The 16944-nt window shown below is 65.0% G+C and carries 11 protein-coding genes; 5 read left to right on the top strand and 6 right to left on the bottom strand.

The features are described from left to right. Position 1: 1 nt before the first annotated feature. The 3 genes from ASE22_RS20245 to ASE22_RS20235 form a co-directional block, all read right to left on the bottom strand. Entirely contained in the window at positions 2-1606 is a 1605-nt protein-coding gene (locus ASE22_RS20245) for a carboxylesterase/lipase family protein (RefSeq protein WP_056363862.1), read from the bottom strand. A 69-nt stretch (positions 1607-1675) separates the two neighbouring features. Next, a complete protein-coding gene (locus ASE22_RS20240; RefSeq protein ID WP_056601647.1) occupies positions 1676-3919 on the bottom strand; it encodes a TonB-dependent receptor in 2244 nt (747 codons plus the stop codon). A 236-nt stretch (positions 3920-4155) separates the two neighbouring features. Continuing rightward, positions 4156-5304: an aminotransferase class V-fold PLP-dependent enzyme gene (locus ASE22_RS20235; protein WP_056363858.1), complete on the bottom strand. Its 1149-nt coding sequence runs from the start codon at positions 5302-5304 to the stop codon at positions 4156-4158. 149 nt (positions 5305-5453) lie between these two features. On the opposite strand from ASE22_RS20235, the gene ASE22_RS20230 reads away from it, so the two are divergent. After that, positions 5454-5909 (top strand): MarR family winged helix-turn-helix transcriptional regulator, encoded by a 456-nt coding sequence (locus ASE22_RS20230; protein WP_056363856.1) that lies wholly within the window; start codon positions 5454-5456, stop codon positions 5907-5909. A gap of 29 nt (positions 5910-5938) precedes the next feature. On the opposite strand, the gene ASE22_RS20225 is transcribed toward ASE22_RS20230, so the two are convergent. Both ASE22_RS20225 and ASE22_RS20220 read right to left on the bottom strand, forming a co-directional pair. Beyond that, entirely contained in the window at positions 5939-6379 is a 441-nt protein-coding gene (locus ASE22_RS20225) for a hypothetical protein (RefSeq protein ID WP_156397188.1), read from the bottom strand. A gap of 110 nt (positions 6380-6489) precedes the next feature. After that, positions 6490-7872 carry an MFS transporter gene (locus ASE22_RS20220; RefSeq protein ID WP_235536474.1) on the bottom strand — a complete coding sequence of 461 codons (1383 nt, stop codon included), beginning with the start codon at positions 7870-7872 and terminating at the stop codon, positions 6490-6492. 146 nt (positions 7873-8018) lie between these two features. Between ASE22_RS20220 and ASE22_RS20215 the strand changes: the two genes are divergently transcribed. Further along, on the top strand, positions 8019-9179 hold the full coding sequence (locus ASE22_RS20215) for an aminotransferase class V-fold PLP-dependent enzyme (protein ID WP_056363852.1): 1161 nt from the start codon (positions 8019-8021) through the stop codon (positions 9177-9179). On the opposite strand, the gene ASE22_RS20210 is transcribed toward ASE22_RS20215, so the two are convergent. After that, positions 9180-10451, bottom strand: a complete 1272-nt coding sequence (locus ASE22_RS20210) for a cysteine desulfurase-like protein (RefSeq protein ID WP_200933136.1) — start codon at positions 10449-10451, stop codon at positions 9180-9182. 509 nt (positions 10452-10960) lie between these two features. On the opposite strand from ASE22_RS20210, the gene ASE22_RS20205 reads away from it, so the two are divergent. The 3 genes from ASE22_RS20205 to ASE22_RS20200 all read left to right on the top strand — a co-directional run bounded on the left by ASE22_RS20205 (position 10961) and on the right by ASE22_RS20200 (position 16877). Continuing rightward, entirely contained in the window at positions 10961-15778 is a 4818-nt protein-coding gene (locus ASE22_RS20205) for an autotransporter domain-containing protein (protein WP_162254026.1), read from the top strand. 147 nt (positions 15779-15925) lie between these two features. Continuing rightward, entirely contained in the window at positions 15926-16075 is a 150-nt protein-coding gene (locus ASE22_RS26930; RefSeq protein WP_156397189.1) for a hypothetical protein, read from the top strand. A 10-nt stretch (positions 16076-16085) separates the two neighbouring features. Further along, positions 16086-16877 carry a hypothetical protein gene (locus ASE22_RS20200; protein WP_056363847.1) on the top strand — a complete coding sequence of 264 codons (792 nt, stop codon included), beginning with the start codon at positions 16086-16088 and terminating at the stop codon, positions 16875-16877. Positions 16878-16944: the final 67 nt, after the last annotated feature.

Raw genomic sequence — 16944 nt, 5'->3', positions numbered from 1 at the left:
GCTATCGCTTCTCGGATTCCGCGCTTATGTCGTCCAGGAGCCGGTAGCGATCCTGATGCGCCAGCGGCTTCAGGGCGATCGTGGCGCCGAACTCCATGCCCAGTTGCCGATCGTCCAGCGGCGTCCAGGCCGGAAGATTGCCGCCGTTCGGATTTCCCGTCTTGATGAAGTTGACCCAGTAGGACGACATCGCGCTCGCCATTTCCCGGTCGGCGGGCCCGAAGGGCCAGTCGCGCACGCCGAGATTGTCGAACATGTAGATGATCTCGCTGGTGTGGTAGGCACCGCGCGAAGCGATCGGATTGCGCGAGATCGGCGGCGCGGGCGGGCGGAAGTCGAACAGATAGCGATAGACGGGCGCCTTGCTGGCGCGCCGTTCGACCTCGGCCCATTTCCATCCAGGATAGCCGATCCGCTCGTCCCCGGCGAGGGCTTCGGCCGATAGCCGGGTCTCGTCCGGCGACGCCGCCGGATAGAGCTTGAGCACGTCGTCGGCCCGCGCGCCGAAGCGCCGGCGCACGGTTGCCGGGAAGTCGGCATTGCCGGTCTGATAGCTTTGCGAGACGAGGAACCAGCTGCCTTCATCGGCGGTCCATCCGATGATCAGGGGTATGTTGCGCTCGGTCGCGAGCCGCGCATCCTTGGGATCCCGCGGCAGCAGATAACCGTCCCAGCTTGGCGGGAAGCGTTCGCCGAGCACCGCCATCTGGTCGCTTATCCGCTCGGCGGGCAGCGCGCGGAGACCGGCGAGGCCGGATACGCCCAACGACTTTTCGAAGGCCACGCCGCGTTTCTCCGCATCGGCGGCAAGGCTGATCGCCGCCGTATCGGGCTTGGCATGATAGAGGCTGCCGCCGCTCTGGGCGATCGCCCTCGCGAACAGTCCCTCGGCCAGCGGCGACATCAGCATCGTGTTGACGGTCCAGGCGCCCGCCGACTCGCCGCCGAGGGTGACGGCCGCCGGATCGCCCCCAAAAGCCGCGATGTTCTTCCTGATCCATTGCAGGGCCGCGATCTGGTCGAGGAGTCCGTAGTCGCCGCTTGCATGATGGGCGGACTCGGCCGTCAGCTCGGGATGGCTCATGAAGCCGAACACGTTGAGGCGATAGTTGAGCGTGACGACGATGACGCCTTTGGCCGCGAGGCGCGCGCCCGAATAATAGGGTTCGGATCCGGCGCCGAGATTATAGCCGCCGCCATGGACCCAGACATAGACGGGAAGCTTGGCGCCCGCTTTCGCCGCCGGGGCCCAGATGTTGAGATAGAGGCAGTCCTCGCTCATCAGGGGATTGAGCGGATCGAGATTCCCCAGCCCGGGCTGCTGCATGCAACGGGCCCCGAACCGGTCGACTGCGCGCACGCCGGCCCAGGCGGGGGCGGGGTGCGGTTCGCGCCAGCGCAGGGGGCCGACGGGCGGGGCGGCGTAGGGAATTCCCTTGAACGCCCGCACACCGTTTAAGTCCGCCGGGGCATCCGCCAGCAGGCCGCTCTCGACACGGATTTCGGCAGACAGCGGCGAGCCGAGCGCCAGGCCCGCGACCGCGCCCGCGATGGCGAGCCATTGCGGCGATCGCCGCTTCCGTCCGATCGCGCGCGGTCGAGTCATGGGCCTGTCTCCTTGATGATCCGAAAGGGCGGGCCGGCCGGCACCGGCCGGCCGCCCCTTTCCCGAAGGCTAGAAACGATAACCCGCGCTGATGCCGATCGTGCGCGGCTGGACCGAAACGCGGGCGTCCGGCCGCTGAGCGTCCAGCACCCAGCTCTGGGTGCCATAGGAGTCGAACAGATTGTTGGCGAAGACGGACATGCGATAGGGACCGCCCTCCAGCGTCAGGCGGAGGTTGGCCACCGAATAGCCGCCCTGCTTGCGGTACAGGACCGACTGCTGCCGGAAGTCCGTATAGGAGGATCCATAATAGGTGAGGTCGGCATGGGGTGTGAGGGTCCAGTCGTCGCTCACCGGAATCTCGTCCTCGACAAAGCCGCTGGCGGTGAATTCGGGCACGTTGGGAATGCGATCGCCCTTCAGGGCGCGGACACGGCCCGATATGCCGACGGGGTCGTCCTCCGCCAGCTCGGCGCTCAGGATCGTGAAGTTGCCGCCGATCGAGATTTCCCGGGTCGGACGAAGCACGACGCTGCCTTCCACGCCCTTGATGCGGGCCTTGCCGACATTGGTGACGTAGTTGCTGCCGCCGCTGGTGCTGACGACCTTCGCCTGAAGGTCGGTCCAGTCGATATAATAGGCGGCCAGGTTGTAATCGATCAGCCGGTCGAACAGCTGACCCTTGATGCCGGCCTCGTAGCTGCTCAGCCCGTCCGAGGTGAAGGGCGGGAAGATCGTGCCGGTGACGAGATCCGGCTCGTTCGTTCCGCCCGCCCGGAACCCTTCGGCATAGGTGGCGTAGATGAGCAGGTCGCGCGACGGTTTATAGGACAGCCCGCCCTTGAAGGTCGTTCCGCTTTCCTTCGATGAGGTGAAGACCGGAGCCGCCGCGACCGCGCGGCTGCGGGTCACGAGATTCTGGCCGACCTGGTCGATCTTGAAGCGGAAGCGGCGGGCACCGACCGTCGCGGTGAGACCGGGCAGTATCTCGTAGTTGAGTTCGCCGAAGGCCGCGATCTGTTCGACGGACCCTTCGACGCGGCGATTGACATATGTCGTATTGGCGGCCGGGATGATCTGATTGTCGAGCGTTATCGGATAGATGGTGCTGAGGAACTTGTCCTTGTCCTTTTCGTAGAACAGGCCGCCGACGAGCTGGAACTTGCCCTCCCATTTGGAGGCATAGCGGAGTTCCCCGTTGGTGATCTCGCGCGTGACGGGTTGCTGCAGCGTCGACCGGAAGGACTCGAGCTTCGGATTGTCGATCTGGGTCTTGCAGATCGGGTCGTTGGCCGGCGCACCGAACACGCTGCACAGCTTGCGCGTGGATTCCTGGGTGTAGAGTATCTTGCGCTTCGAATAGGATCCGGTCGCGGTGATCGTGCCGCTGAGCGCGTCGACGTTCAGCGCCGCGTTGTAGGCCTGGAGCTTCTCGTTCCACTTCAGCTCGTTGTGCGTGTCCTGGGCGCGCCTCCCGAACCGCGGCTGATAATAAGGTGCACCATTGGTGTCGGTGTCCTGGCGGATCGCCATGAGATCGAGCGAGACGTCGCTGGAGGGGGTCCAGCGGACCGCAATCCGGCCCCCGGTGACCTTGTTCGAATTGACCCCCTTCTTGCCCAGCAGGTCGTTGTCCAGCCAGCCGGCATCGTAGCTGCGGTAGCCGACGACGCGCATGGCGAGCACGTCCTGCACGATCGGCACGTTCAGCATGCCGTCGAAATTATAGTTCGCCTTGCCGGCATAATGGGTGGTGCCCGCCGAAGCGTTGAACGCGCCGCCGACGTCCTGGGTATTCGGCTTGTTGGTGAGCATGCGGATCGTGCCGCTCATCGAGCTGGCGCCGTAGAGCGTGCCCTGCGGTCCCTTGAGAACCTCGATGCGCTCCATGTCGATCAGCTTGAGATCGGGCTGCCGACCGCCGCCATCCTGGCGATTCGATCCTGTCAGGACGATGTCGTCGAAATAGACCCCCGTCGTCGCCGCACCGATCGACTGGATGCCGCGGATCACATATTTTTTGTCGCCGGGCCCGTTGTCCTCGAAGGCCAGTCCGGAGATGGTGCGGGCATAGTCGGAAAATTGTGTCACGCCGTTCTTGGTCAACTGCTCGCCGGTGAAGGCCTGGATGCTCAGCGGAGTGTCGTTGATCGTCTGGTTGCCGCGCTTTCCGGCAGTGACGACGATTTCGCCCGGGCTGCCGTCGTCCGCCACGGCGGCGGCTTGCGCGAGCGCAGGGGAGCCGTGGACCATCGCGGCGGCCAGAGCGAAGACCAGTGCTGAATTGGGTGTGCTACGCAGCTTCAGTGTCACGTCGGATCCCCTTTTTGATTTGGACTCAAACGCCTCTCTTTTTTTGTTATGAAAAAAAGTATGTATGTGGATGTATTGTCTGTCAATCAGTTTCCGATTGGGTGAAAATTTTACCCCAATACGTTGAGTTTATTATGTTTTTAAGACGCGGACATTTGCGGTTACGGCGTGGAGCCTCTACCGTCGGTGAGTCTTTCGCCACCGGCCCTGCCGCCGGGGCGGAGCAGGACGAAACTTCAGGCCGGCCCGAAGTCGAGCTTCAGTTCGGCGAGGGCGGCGATGAGCCGGTCGACGTCGGAGTCATCGTTGAAATAGTGGAAGCTGGCGCGCAGGTTCATGTCGCGATGCGACGTGACGATGTCGCGTGCGAGCAGTGTCTCCATCAGCCGCCCGCTTGCTCTCGAGGGGATGGCGATCATCGCCGCGCGTCGATCGTCCCGCGCGGGCGTGACGCTGGGCCAGCCGATGTCGGCCAGCCTGTCCAGGCAATAGCGGGTGAGCGCGCGGATATGCGCCTCGATCGCGTCGGTCCCGACCTCGAGGATCAACTGCAGCCCCGCGGCCGCGGCATAGCAGTTCACTACCGGCGGGGTGCCGGCTTCGAAGCGGCGGGCCGTAGGGTGGGGATTGTTGCGCGTGATATCCATCGCCTGGATGTCGGCCTGCGCCCACCAGCCGGAAACCGTCGGGACGAGCGACGGAATGAGGGCCTTGCGCACATAGAGATAGCCGATGCCGGCGGTGCCTAGCAGATATTTGAGCATGCCCCCGACGGCGAAGTCGACGCCCAGCGCCCTGGCGTCGATGTCGATCGAGCCGACCGCCTGGTAGCTGTCGAGCAGGACGAGGGCGCCCCTTCGATGCGCCATCGCCACGATCGACGGTATGTCGAGACGGGCGCCGTTGCGGAAGCAGACATGGGTTATGGCGACCAGCCGGGTGCGATCGTCGATCAGATTCTCGAAGGCTTCCGCGGAAATATAGCCGTCAGGGCCCGGCTTGGCGTGAACCACCTCAGCGCCCCGCGGGGCCTGGGCATGCCAGACCTGGGCATTGGTGGGAAATTCGAAGTCGGTCACCACGATCCTGTTGCGATCGCCGCTGAAGTCGAGCGCGCTGGCGATTGCGTTGAGACCGGCGGTCACCGAGGCGGTGACCGCGATCTCGTCGTCCTCGACGCGCAGCAGGCGCGCGACGAGCGAGCGGACTTCATCGCTCTTGAGAACCCATTGATCCCAGTTCGCCCCGACGGCCAGCCGCTCGTCCATATAGGCTTCGAAGGCGAGCTTCACCCGCTTGGCGAGCGGGCAATAGGAGCCGCTGTTGAGATAGGTTTTCTCGGCGAGCAGCGGATATTCCGAGCGCGCCCATGCCACATCGATCATTCCAGCCGCCCTCCGCGAAGTCGATACATATTACTTCAAATATGAAAACGGATGTAATTGGTCAAGCCATGGCAGAGCCGATTTATATGGAAGAATAACATTAAATATCATATGTATCTATCGAAGAAGCATTTTGGCAGGGGAGCGGAATGGCGACGGACCTGGAAGCCGGCAACAACTGGCTGGCGGATTATATCCCGTATCAGATCTATCGAGTGAGCAGCCGCATGACGGCGCGGCTGCGCAAGCGGCTGCAGGCCTTGAAGATCAACACGTCCGAATGGCGGGCTCTCAGCGTGATGCGCTCCTATGGAACGCTCAGCATTACCCAGCTTACCGACCTCGCACTGATGGAGCAGCCGACGATCAGCCGGGTGGTCCTAAAGCTGGAGAAGGACGGCCATGTCGTCCGGCGCGCCTCGGCCCAGGATTCCCGCGTCACCGAGGTCACCCTGACGCAGTCGGGCGCGGACATCCTGGCGGAGATGGCCGCGGCCGCAATGCGGCATCAGGAACATGCCTTCCATGGCTTCACCGAGCAGGAACTGTTGCAGCTTCGCACGACGCTGGCGCGGATCAACAAGAACCTGGACGCGCTGGAATAGGCAGGCGACGGAGCGGGGACGGGCAGGGGTTACCCGACCTGGTTCTCGATCACATGCTTCAGACGAAACACCTCGGTTTCGTGGCTGGCGCAGGTGAGGCGCCAGCGTTGCTCGTCGGCGTCCTGCGACCGCCAGGCCAGCACCGTGACGAGGCAATGCTCGGGCGGCAGGCCCAGATGGCGGCCGGGCAGGATGCGGATGACGATACGAGGCACGAGCGCGTCCGGTGCGGAGCCGATTTCGAAATCGACCTGCAATGCCGACGGATAGGCGGTCAGCCGGCTATAGCTCCTGCCGCCCGTGAACAGGCTCACGCCCTCATGGATATCGCCGTTAAAAGGCCTGCTCTCCCAGCTGCCGAAAGCCCATATGCCGAGATAAAGGGGATCGGAGATGAAAGCATAGGCTTGCTTCGCCTCCGCTTCGACCACGATCGAGGCGGAGTGGCACATCTCGTCAGTAAGCAACATCGATCGATTTCCCGTTCATGGACCGAGGCAGCATCCTATTTACGCCGGCCGGATGGATTGGAGATGGAAGACCCCAAGCGGTGATGGCGAAGCGCCGATCGACCATGGTGTCAGCTTTGTCCGGACGGCGCATGCGATCCGGTCCTGAGCGTGGCCGCCAGCGCGAGCGCCGACGCCAGGCAGAACAGCAGCATCATGATCGTCACCGGCAGGGGGGATCCATATTCGCGGTACAGCTGGATCGCGGCCAGGGGCACGAAACCCGCGATCACCGCTGAGATCGCCTGGGCCATCGAAATACCGGAGGCGCGCACCTGTACCGGGAAGAGGTCCGTCAGCAGCACCGCTTCGACGCTGATCATCGCGGCGTGGCAAAGGCCGTTGGCGATCAGCATCGCGGTGATGATCAAGCCGGTGTCGCCGCTCCCGATCATCAGGAAGAAGGGGTAGTTGATCGCGGCCATTCCGACGATGCCGGCAAGATAGATCTTCCTCCGCCCGATCCGGTCCGACAGCGCGCCTAGGAGTACCGTCATCACGGTGTCGGCCAACATCGAGACCATCACGGCGACCAGCAGCGTTCCCGCCGGTGCGCCGACCAGCGCGCCATAGGCGAGGGCAAAGGTCGTCGTTAGGTGCGAGCCGCACATTTCCGCGAGGCGCAGCGCCGTTGCGACCAGCAGGGCGCGGCCGTTCCGGGTCGCGAGCTCGGTAAGCGGGCGTCGCGACGCCTTGTCGGCTTCGACCACATTGTCCTGATATTCCCGGCTCTCGGGCACATGGGTGCGGATGTATATGCCGACGCTGAAGATGAGCGCGCTGGCCAGGAAGGGGATCCGCCATCCCCAGCTGAGCAGATCCTCGCGCGGAAGCTGCTGCGCGAGGAGAAAGGCGGCGGATGCGAGGACAAACCCCAGGCCCACCCCCGCCTGGCTCCAGGCGCCGTAGAAGCCGCGCCGGTGGGGCGGGGCGTTTTCGGTGGTCATCAGCACCGCGCCGCCCCATTCGCCGCCGGCCGCCAGTCCCTGGACGAGGCGAAGGACGGTCAGGGTGACAGGCGCGAACACGCCGACCTGGGCGTAGGTCGGCAGGAGACCGATCGTGAAGGTGGCGAATCCCATCAGCGAGAGCGTCCAGACCATCACCGACTTGCGGCCGTAGCGATCGCCGATATGGCCGAACACCAGCCCGCCGAACGGACGGGAGATGAAGCCCACGGCATAGCTGCCCAGCGCCATCAGCGTCGAGGCGGCAGGATCGGCGCCCGGAAAGAATATCTGACCGAAGACCAGCGCGGCGGCGGTGGTGTAGAGGAAATAGTCGTAATATTCGAAGCCGTTGCCGATCACCGCTGCCAAGGCGGCGCGCATATGCGCCCGATCCCTGGGCGGTTCGTCGGTCAGGATCGGTCTTCCGGTCGACAGCATCATTTCCCCCAACTCGCCCGATCCGCCCGTCTCAATCCGCTTGACCGGCGCAGCCCGATCATACATTCATAGTGATATGCAAATGAATGTAATTATGCAAGCAGGCCTGTAGCGATACCGGACATCGCTACCGACCCGCAGGCCGGCCGGCCCAGAACCGGTCGGCTTCGGATGCCGGCGGCCGGCAAGGATATTCCCAATCGGAGACATGCATGCAGACCAGGCTCGATCTCGAGGCGCTTCGGGATCATTTCCCGACCCTCCGCACGACCATCTATCTCAACAGCGGGTCCTATGGGTTGCTGCACGACTCGGTCCGGCGGGCGTTCGAGGATTATCTGACCGCACGGGTCGAGAAGGGGGCGGACTGGGACGACTGGGCCATGCGCGCCGAGGCGGTGCGTTCCCGCATGGCAGCCCTGCTGAACGTCACGGCCGATGAGATGGCCATCACCGCGTCCGCCTCTGCGGGAATGAACTCGCTGGCCAGCGCGCTCGACTTTTCCGGCGAACGCAACCGCATCGTCGTCAGCGACTATGAGTTCCCGACGAGCGGCCAGGTCTGGCACGCGCAGGCAAAGCGTGGCGCCCAGATCGTTCATGTCGCAGAGCGCGGCGATGGCGTGATCGCGGCGGAAGACGTCGTTTCCGCCATCGACGAGCGAACCAGGCTCGTCGTGTTGTCGCATGTCTGCTATCGCCACGGCGCCAAATTCTCGGCTGCCGACATCAAGACGATCGCCGCCGCGGCGCATGCGAACGGTGCCTTGCTCTTCCTCGATTGCTATCAATCGGTCGGCAGCGAAAGCATCGACCTCGCCGATCTGGACGTCGATTTCGCGGGCGGCGGGATGCTGAAATATCTGATCGGGACGGCCGGCATCGGCTTCCTCTACGTCCGGCGGTCCTTGATCGAGGGACTCGTCCCCGCGAACTCGGGCTGGTTTGCGCAGGCGGAAGCCAACATGCTCAATATCTTCGCCAATGAACCCCATCCCACGGCGCGGCGGTTCCAGGCCGGCACGCCGCCGGTGCCGAGTTGTTATGCCGCGACGGCCGGTCTGGATATCATCCTCGACGTGTCGACCGACGTGATCGGGGATCATGTCAGGTCGGTCACGCGCTATGCGCTGGATGAACTCGCTGCGGCTGGCTTCAGTGTCGCCACACCCGATCGGGACAGCCACCGCGGACCGATGATCGCGGTTCGCGCCCGCGACGAGGTCGCGCTGGTCAACGCATTGATCGATGAGCGCGTCGTCACGTCGTCGCGTTCGGGCAATGTCCGCGCGGGCTTCCATTTCTACAACAACCGACGCGACGTGGACGGCTTCGTCGCCGCGCTCGACCGCCATCGGCAATGGCTGGCCTGATCAGCGGAGGCTCAGTCCGCGCAGCACGTCTGCGAAACGGTCGATCTCGTCGACGCCGTTATAGTGGACCAGGGACAGGCGGACGACGCCCTCGTGCAGCGGCAGGCCCAGGCGGTTCATGAGCCGCGGGGCGTACATGTGGCCATCGCGGATCGCGATGCCGGCGTCGGCCATCGCCTGCACCACGGCGGCCGGAGCGGTGCCCGGCAGGTTGAACGAAAAGGTCGGAGCCCGCTCGTCGAAGCGGCGCGGGTCGGCCAGGCCGTAGATGGTGGCACCGCAATCCGCCAGCACGGCATGGACCCGTTCCGACAGGCTCCGCTCGTAAAGTTTGATCGCTTCCATGGCCGCGACCACCGCCGGGCGCGTCCCGGCGCCCTCGTGGCCGAGTTCGTCGGCAAGCGAGCAGAGGTAATCGACGACGGCGGCCATGCCCGCCACATTTTCGTAGACGAAGGTCCCGGCCTCGATCTTGTGGGGCGGCCGATCGGGAATGAAGTCCTCGCGGAACGTCGGAAGAGCCACGAGCTTGTCGAACTTTCCCCACATGAATCCCATGTGCGGCGAGAAGGCCTTGTAGCCGGAACAGACCAGATAGTCGCAATCCCACAGGGCGACGTCGATCGGTGCATGGGGGCAATAATGGACGCAATCGACGAGCATGTCCGCTCCCGCCTGATGGGCCGCCCTGGCGACCGCGGCGACGTCGATGAACGTACCGAGGGCATGCGACGCCGCGGTGCAGGCGACCAGCCGCGTCCGCTCCGATAAAAGCGGCAGCAGGTCTTCGAGGTGGAGGCCGCCATCGTCGCGCATCCGCCACCACTTCACCGTGGCGCCCATCTTCTCGAGGGCGAGCCAGGTCGAAATGTTGGAATCATGGTCGAGGTCGGTGACGACGATCTCTTTCCTGTCGGTCAGGGTCTCGGCGATCCCCAGGCTGATGAGGCGCAGGAAGGAGGTCGCGTTCATGCCAAAGGCGATCTCGTCGGCCCGCTCGGCGTTCACGAGCCAGGCGACGTTCTGCCGCGCCCGGGTGACCATCGCATCGACGGCCAGGCTGTGCGGATAGCGTCCGCCGCGCTGTACGTTCCTATGGAGAAGGTGGCCCGTCACCGCGTCCAGCACCCCCACCGGAATCTGGGCGCCGGCCGCATTGTCCATGAAGAGGATCGGGTCCGACGTCAGCGCCGGGAACTGGCGTCGCACCCAACTGAGGGGAAAGGCTACCCCCGGCTGCAAGGGCAGCGAACGTCCCGTCATCGATGCCATCGGCGGTCCTCCTATAACATCGGTATTCATATATAAACGGATATAAATTACAAGCTTTCCGCGCTGCTGCCCCCTCGTCCATCATCGACTGTCGCCCCGCGACGGAAGAGCGGACCGTAGAATACCGGGCGTGAACTTCCCGCTGAGATATCGGATGTGACCGGATGCCGGCTTTTACGATGGGCTATGATTTCCGGATGGCCGTTGCACGTGCCTTTCCGGGGATCGGTCGATCCCATGAAATTATAATGATAATAGCCAAGTATATTGCAATATAGATCCAAAATTCCTGGTTAAACCCAAGTAATTATGGATATTACTTTTGCATACCTCCGAAATATATTCCCACACCTTATACGCAAAATTACATAATTGCCGCTAAGCGGTTGACAATATTGGCGATGATCTCGATAGCCCGAGCCGGTTAAGGATATATTCCGGGGGTTATCATGACGAAGACGAGGGCGCCGGTCCGGCTGCACAAAATTTCCTTGCGGTGCGGGGCCGCGTTGAGCGCGTTGCTCGCGGGCGCGGCGGGTGCGGTGCCCTATTGCACGGTCACGGGCACCGGGACGGTGTTCAATTGCGACGCGACCTATGTGCAGGGCAGGGGCTCGGGCGGGACCTCGACCCTCACGGTGACCGACCTCACGACCGGCAGCGTCGAGTTGCGGCTCGATCCCGCCCTCACCGACGACGACGGCCCGTTCGACCAGACCCTCACCATCACCGGCACCAGCGTGATCGATCGCGCGGATTACAGCGCGGTCATCATGCAAACCGACCTGGCCCTGCGGGACGCCACGGTCATCATCGACAGCGACGTGCATGTTTCGTCGCGTGGCGGCGATATCGGCGCCGTCTGGGTGCGCAATGAGACCAGCGGCGACATAACGATAACGAACAGCGGTGCCATCACGGCCTATGCCGGCGGCGGCGACGGCATCACGGCCACCACCAATCTCGGCGCGGTGTCGATCACCAACTCGGGCATGGTGAGTTCCGCCGAACATCGGGGTCTCTACGCCGACGGTGGTTATGGAAACAGCGTCGAAGACCCGGTCGAGGTGAAGATCACCAACGAGGCGACCGGCAATGTTTCCGGCTATGAGGCTGGCATCCGCGTCATCGACTATCAGGGTCATGCGACTGCCGACAACCGCGGAACGGTGGAGTCGACTTCCCGCCAGGCGATCGTGTCCTATGCGGCCAATGGTGCGGCCACGATCCTCAACAGCGGCTCGGCGACGTCGCACGACGACTCCGCGCTCTATGCCGCGACCGATACGGGCGACGTGACCGTCACCAACAGCGGCATCGTCTCCGCCGCCGACGATCCCGACATCGTCGCGACGCGCGACGGCTATTCGGGCATTCGCGCCGTCGCCGACATCTCGGGCAATATCGAGGTGACCAACGACATAGGCGGGTCCGTAACTGCGCTGGACACGTCGGGAACGGCGGCGGAAGACGCCGCCATCTATGCCCAGACGCCTTCGGGAACGGTCACGATCACCAATCGTGGCACGGTCCACGGACGGATGGCGGTCTCCGGACTGAGCACCGACGGCCAAGTGTCGCTCGACAACAGCAGCATGATCGAAGGCGACGAGGGCGGGGTATATCTCGACGGCGCCACGAACAGCCTGACCAACAGCGGTTCGATCACCACCGCCGCTGGAATCGCGGTTTCGACCGGTGACGGCGATTCGACCGTGTCCACGAGCGGCAGCATCAGCGCCGCGGAGCCGACCGACACGGCGATCGCGTTCGGCGCCGGCGACGACAGCCTCATCCTGCAGTCGGGTTATTCGATCACCGGTCTCGTCGATGCGGGCACGGGCGATGACACGCTCGAGATAGCGTCCGTGGGCAGCGCCAGCTTCGACGCCAGCCTGGTCGGCGCCAGTGCGCAATATCGCGGGTTCGACACGATCCTCAAATCAGGCTCCGGAACCTTGACGCTCGACTTCGGCAGCGGTGGGGGATCGACAGGGCAGAACTGGCATGTGGCGAGTGGAACGCTGGTGGGATCGTCCGCCTCGCTCGGCGATGCCGACCTTCAGCTCGACACCGGTACCACCCTCCAGCTCGATCAGGACAGCGCGGGCGAATTGACGGGAAGTCTGTCGGGCAGCGGCGCCCTCATAAAGAATTCGGGCGGGACGCTCACGATGAGCGGCGACAGCGGCAGCTTCACCGGAGCGACCCAGCTGGCGGCCGGCGCTCTGGACGTCACCGGCTCGCTGGGCGGCACCCTGGATGTTGCATCGGGGGCCACGCTCACCGGCTCTGGCAGCGTCGGGGACGTCACGATCGCTTCGGGCGGCACCATCGCCGGACAGAGTGGGCAGACGCTTGGCCTTGCCTCGCTGACCATGGAAGACGGCGCGAAGATGGCCGTATCTCTGGGCTCTCCCAGCACGACCGAGCTGTTCAACGTCACAGGTGACGTGCAGCTCAACGGCACGCTGAGCGTCACCGACGCGGGCAGCTTCGGCGCGGGCGTCTACCGCCTTGTCAGCTATGGCGGCTCGCTCAGTGGGGTGGGGCTGATGATCGACCCAACCTCCGCAAGCGAGTTGCCGGGCGATCTATCCATCCAGGATGCGGTGGCGGGCCGGGTGAATCTGGTGGTCGATGAGCCCTCCACGGGTGGCGGCGTCCCTACGGGCGGCTTCACATTCTGGGATGGCGGCGATTCGTCGCACGCCAACAACGGCATGGTCGATGGCGGCTCCGGAAGCTGGACCGCCACCTCCGCGACCTGGACGACGGTTGACGGCGCGACCAATGGTCCGCTGCAGCCGGTGCCGGCCTTTGCCATCTTCGACGGGGCGGGCGGCAGCGTGCGGACCGATGCCGGCGCCGGGGCGCTTTCGGTGACGGGCATGCAGTTCGCGAGCAACGGATATAGCATCACCGGCGATGCGATCGGCCTGGCGGGCAGCCGGGCGACGATCCGCGTCGGCGACGGCACGAGCGCAGGGGCGGGCTATACCGCCACCATCGGCGCGGCGCTGACCGGCGACGCGCAGCTCGTGAAGGATGATCTCGGCACGCTCGTCCTGACGGGCGCGAACGGCTACACCGGCGGCACCGTGGTCAATGCGGGCGTGCTGCAAGGCAATTCGGCCTCGATCCGCGGCAACCTTCTCAACAAGGCGACCGTGGTGTTCGACCAGGGATCGGACGGCAGCTTCGGCGGTGCGATTTCGGGGACGGGCGAAACCGTCAAGCAGGGCGCGGGCACGCTGACGCTCAGCGGCCAGAGCGGCGCCTATGCCGGGCGCACCACCGTCTCGGCGGGCTCGATCGTGCTGACCGGCACGCTGGGCGGCACGGTCGAGGTGCGGGCCGACGGCACGCTGCAGGTCGGCGACGGCGGGACGAACGGCGACCTCACCGCCTCCACCCGGAACGACGGCACGCTGATCTTCGCGCGCTCGGACGACTATGACTATACCGGCGCGCTGTCCGGATCGGGCGCGCTCGTCAAGCGCGGCGAAGGGGCCCTGCTGCTGTCGGGCGACTATAGCTATACCGGCTCGACCGTGGTCGAGGGCGGTAGCGTGCGGCTGGCTGCGGCGCTCGATCCGACGACCACCCTGGTCGTCAACGACGGCGACTTCGACCTGGGTGGCCGCGATCAGACCGTGTCCGGGTTGGACGGTACCGGCGGCACCCTGTCGCTGGGCGCCGGCAACCTGGTGGTCGACCAGTCGACCAACACCAGCTTCGGCGGATCGATCGAAGGTACTGGCAGCTTCACCAAGACGGGCAGCGGCTCGCTCAACCTGACAGGCACCAGCAGCTTCACAGGCGACGCCATCGTCAATGGTGGCCGGCTCGCGGTGAACGGCACGCTGCCGGCGACGGTAACGGTGGGTTCGACCGGCACGATCGGCGGCAATGGCACGATCGGCGGCCTTGTCGTCCAGGACGGCGGCATGGCGGGGCCCGGCAATTCGATCGGGCTGCTGCATGTCGACGGCAACGTCACGTTCGAGGCCGGATCGGCCTATCAGGTGGAGATCAACGCCGCTGGTCAGGGCGACAGCATCGCCGCCACCGGCACCGCCACGCTCGAGGGCGGTACGGTCAACGTACTGGCCGCACCCGGCGATTATTCGCTCTCGACCGGCTACACGATCCTGACCGCGACCGGCGGCGTCTCGGGCACCTTCTCGGACGTCACCAGCAACCTCGCCTTCCTCACCCCGAGCCTGACCTACGAGGCCCGGGCGGTGAGGCTTCAGGTGACGCGCAACGACGTCTCCTTTGACGATGTCGCCGCCACCCCGAACCAGCGGGCGACCGCGATTGCGACCGAGGCGCTGGGCACCTCCAGCGCGGTCTATGATGCGGTCGTGCGCAGCAATGCCGATGGCGCGCGGCTGGCCTTCGACCAGCTTTCGGGCGAAATCCACGCGGCCGCGCGCACGATGATGGTGCAGGATGCCAGCCGTCCCCGCGATGCCATCATGGCCCGCACCGACATCGCTCCCGCCCAGGCCGGCGCCTGGATGCAGGCCGTCGGCACGTGGAGCGACCAGGACGGCAACCTCAACGCCGCAAAGCTCGATTATTCGACGAGGGGCCTGCTGCTCGGCGTCGATCATATGGTCGGCGGCGCCATACGGATCGGTCTGGCCGGCGGCTATACCCACAGCTCCGGCCATCTGCGCTCGCGCAGCAGCCGTGCCAAGGTGAACAGCGGCCATGTGATGGCCTATCTGGCCGGTGCCAGCGGAGCTCTGCACTTCTCGGCGGGCGGCGGCTATAGCTGGAGCGACGTCGACACCGACCGCTCGGTCAACATCGGCGCGTTCAGCGATGCGCCCAACGCCAGCTATTCGGGCAACGTCGTGCAGGGCTTCGCGCGGATCGGCGCGCAGTTCAGGCTCGGCGGCGGCATCGCCGAACCCTTTGGTTCGATCGCGGTGATGCGTGAGCATGTCGGCCGTTTCGGCGAAACCGGCGGTGCGGCGGCGCTGTCGGGCGATTCGGAAAACCGTACCCGGACCTTCTCGACGCTGGGCCTGCGGGTCGAGACGCCGGTGATCCTGCCGGGGTGGTCGATCCGCACCCAGGGCGGATGGGAGCATGGGTTCGGCCATCTCTCGCCCACCCGAACGCTGCGCTTCGCAGGTGGCACGGCGATGCAGATCGAGGGCGCGGGCCTGTCGCGCAACGCCGCCGTGGTCGATAGCGCGCTGATATGGCGCCCCGCCGACAAGCTGATGCTTTCGGCCGGCTATACCGGGCGCATCGGCGATGCCGGGCAGGACCACGGCGGCCGCGTCTCGCTCGTCATGGCCTTCTGACGCACCGGGTGCGGGTGGCTAGTGCCGCCCGCACCCAGAGCCCTACCGACGACGCCCAGCACCGGATGCCGCACGTCGCGTGGAGCGCGCGAATGCGTCGCGGAGGTCCGCCATTGCATCCTGTCGCACGATCGCGCTCATTTCGTCGTGGGAACTACCAAAGATCAGCAGAGTTCAGCCGGAACAAGCATCGTCCAGGAAAACGATGCACCGAAGGAGACGGACATGCCTATCCTGCTGTGGCTGCTGGGGATTCCGATCCCGATCATCATCCTGCTCATTCTGTTCTGGCATTGAGGAGGTTTTGATGGCGACTGTTATCGTCGGCAATCCCCCTGACGGGGGCGCCGTATCCGAATCCTCCCGTTCCGCCGTCTCCTGGCCATCGATCTTTGCGGGGGCGATCGTCGCGATCGCCGCGACCATGATTCTCATGGCCCTGGGTTCGGGCTTGGGTTTCGCCGCGGCCTCGCCATGGCCTGGCGCCGGCCCCAGCGTCACCACCTTCGCCATCGGCGCGGGCATATGGCTGATCGTCATGCAATGGGTGTCCGCAGCCCTCGGCGGTTACGTCACGGGGCGGCTCCGGACGCGCTGGACGGGCGTCCATACCGACGAGGTCCTGTTTCGCGACACGGCACATGGCTTGCTGGCCTGGGCCGTCGCGACGGTGATCGTGGCCGGCGTGGCGCTGGGCGCGACGGCATCGACGCTGAATGCCGCTACCGATACCGCAAGCGCCGTGGGCTATGCGACCGACACGATGCTTCGCTCCGACAGGCCGGCCGATCGGTCTTCCGCTGCGACGCGCGCCGAGATCGCGCGGCTGCTCGGGCGATCCGAGGCAATGGCGGCGAACGACCGCGCCTATCTCGCGCAATTGGTGGCCCGGCAGACGGGCCTCTCCACGGCCGAGGCGCAACAGCGTATCGATACGGCGACGACATCGATACGCGAAGCGGCTGACAAGGCTCGCAAGGTCTCTTCGTCCATCGGCTTCTTCGCCGCATTGTCCATGATCATCGGTGCCTTCATCGCCAGCGTGGCCGCGGCCTATGGCGGCCGCCTCCGCGACGAGGATGAACTGCGGCAGAGATAGGCCGGCCGTTGTCGAGGAGACATTCCTACGGCCCGCCCAGGCTTTCCGGCCTGGGCGGGTTCACATT

This window comes from Sphingomonas sp. Root720, from assembly GCF_001428605.1.
Classification (GTDB): Bacteria; Pseudomonadota; Alphaproteobacteria; order Sphingomonadales; family Sphingomonadaceae; genus Rhizorhabdus.
Note: the sequence above shows the minus strand (reverse complement) of the source record. Positions and strands in the feature narration are given on the sequence as shown.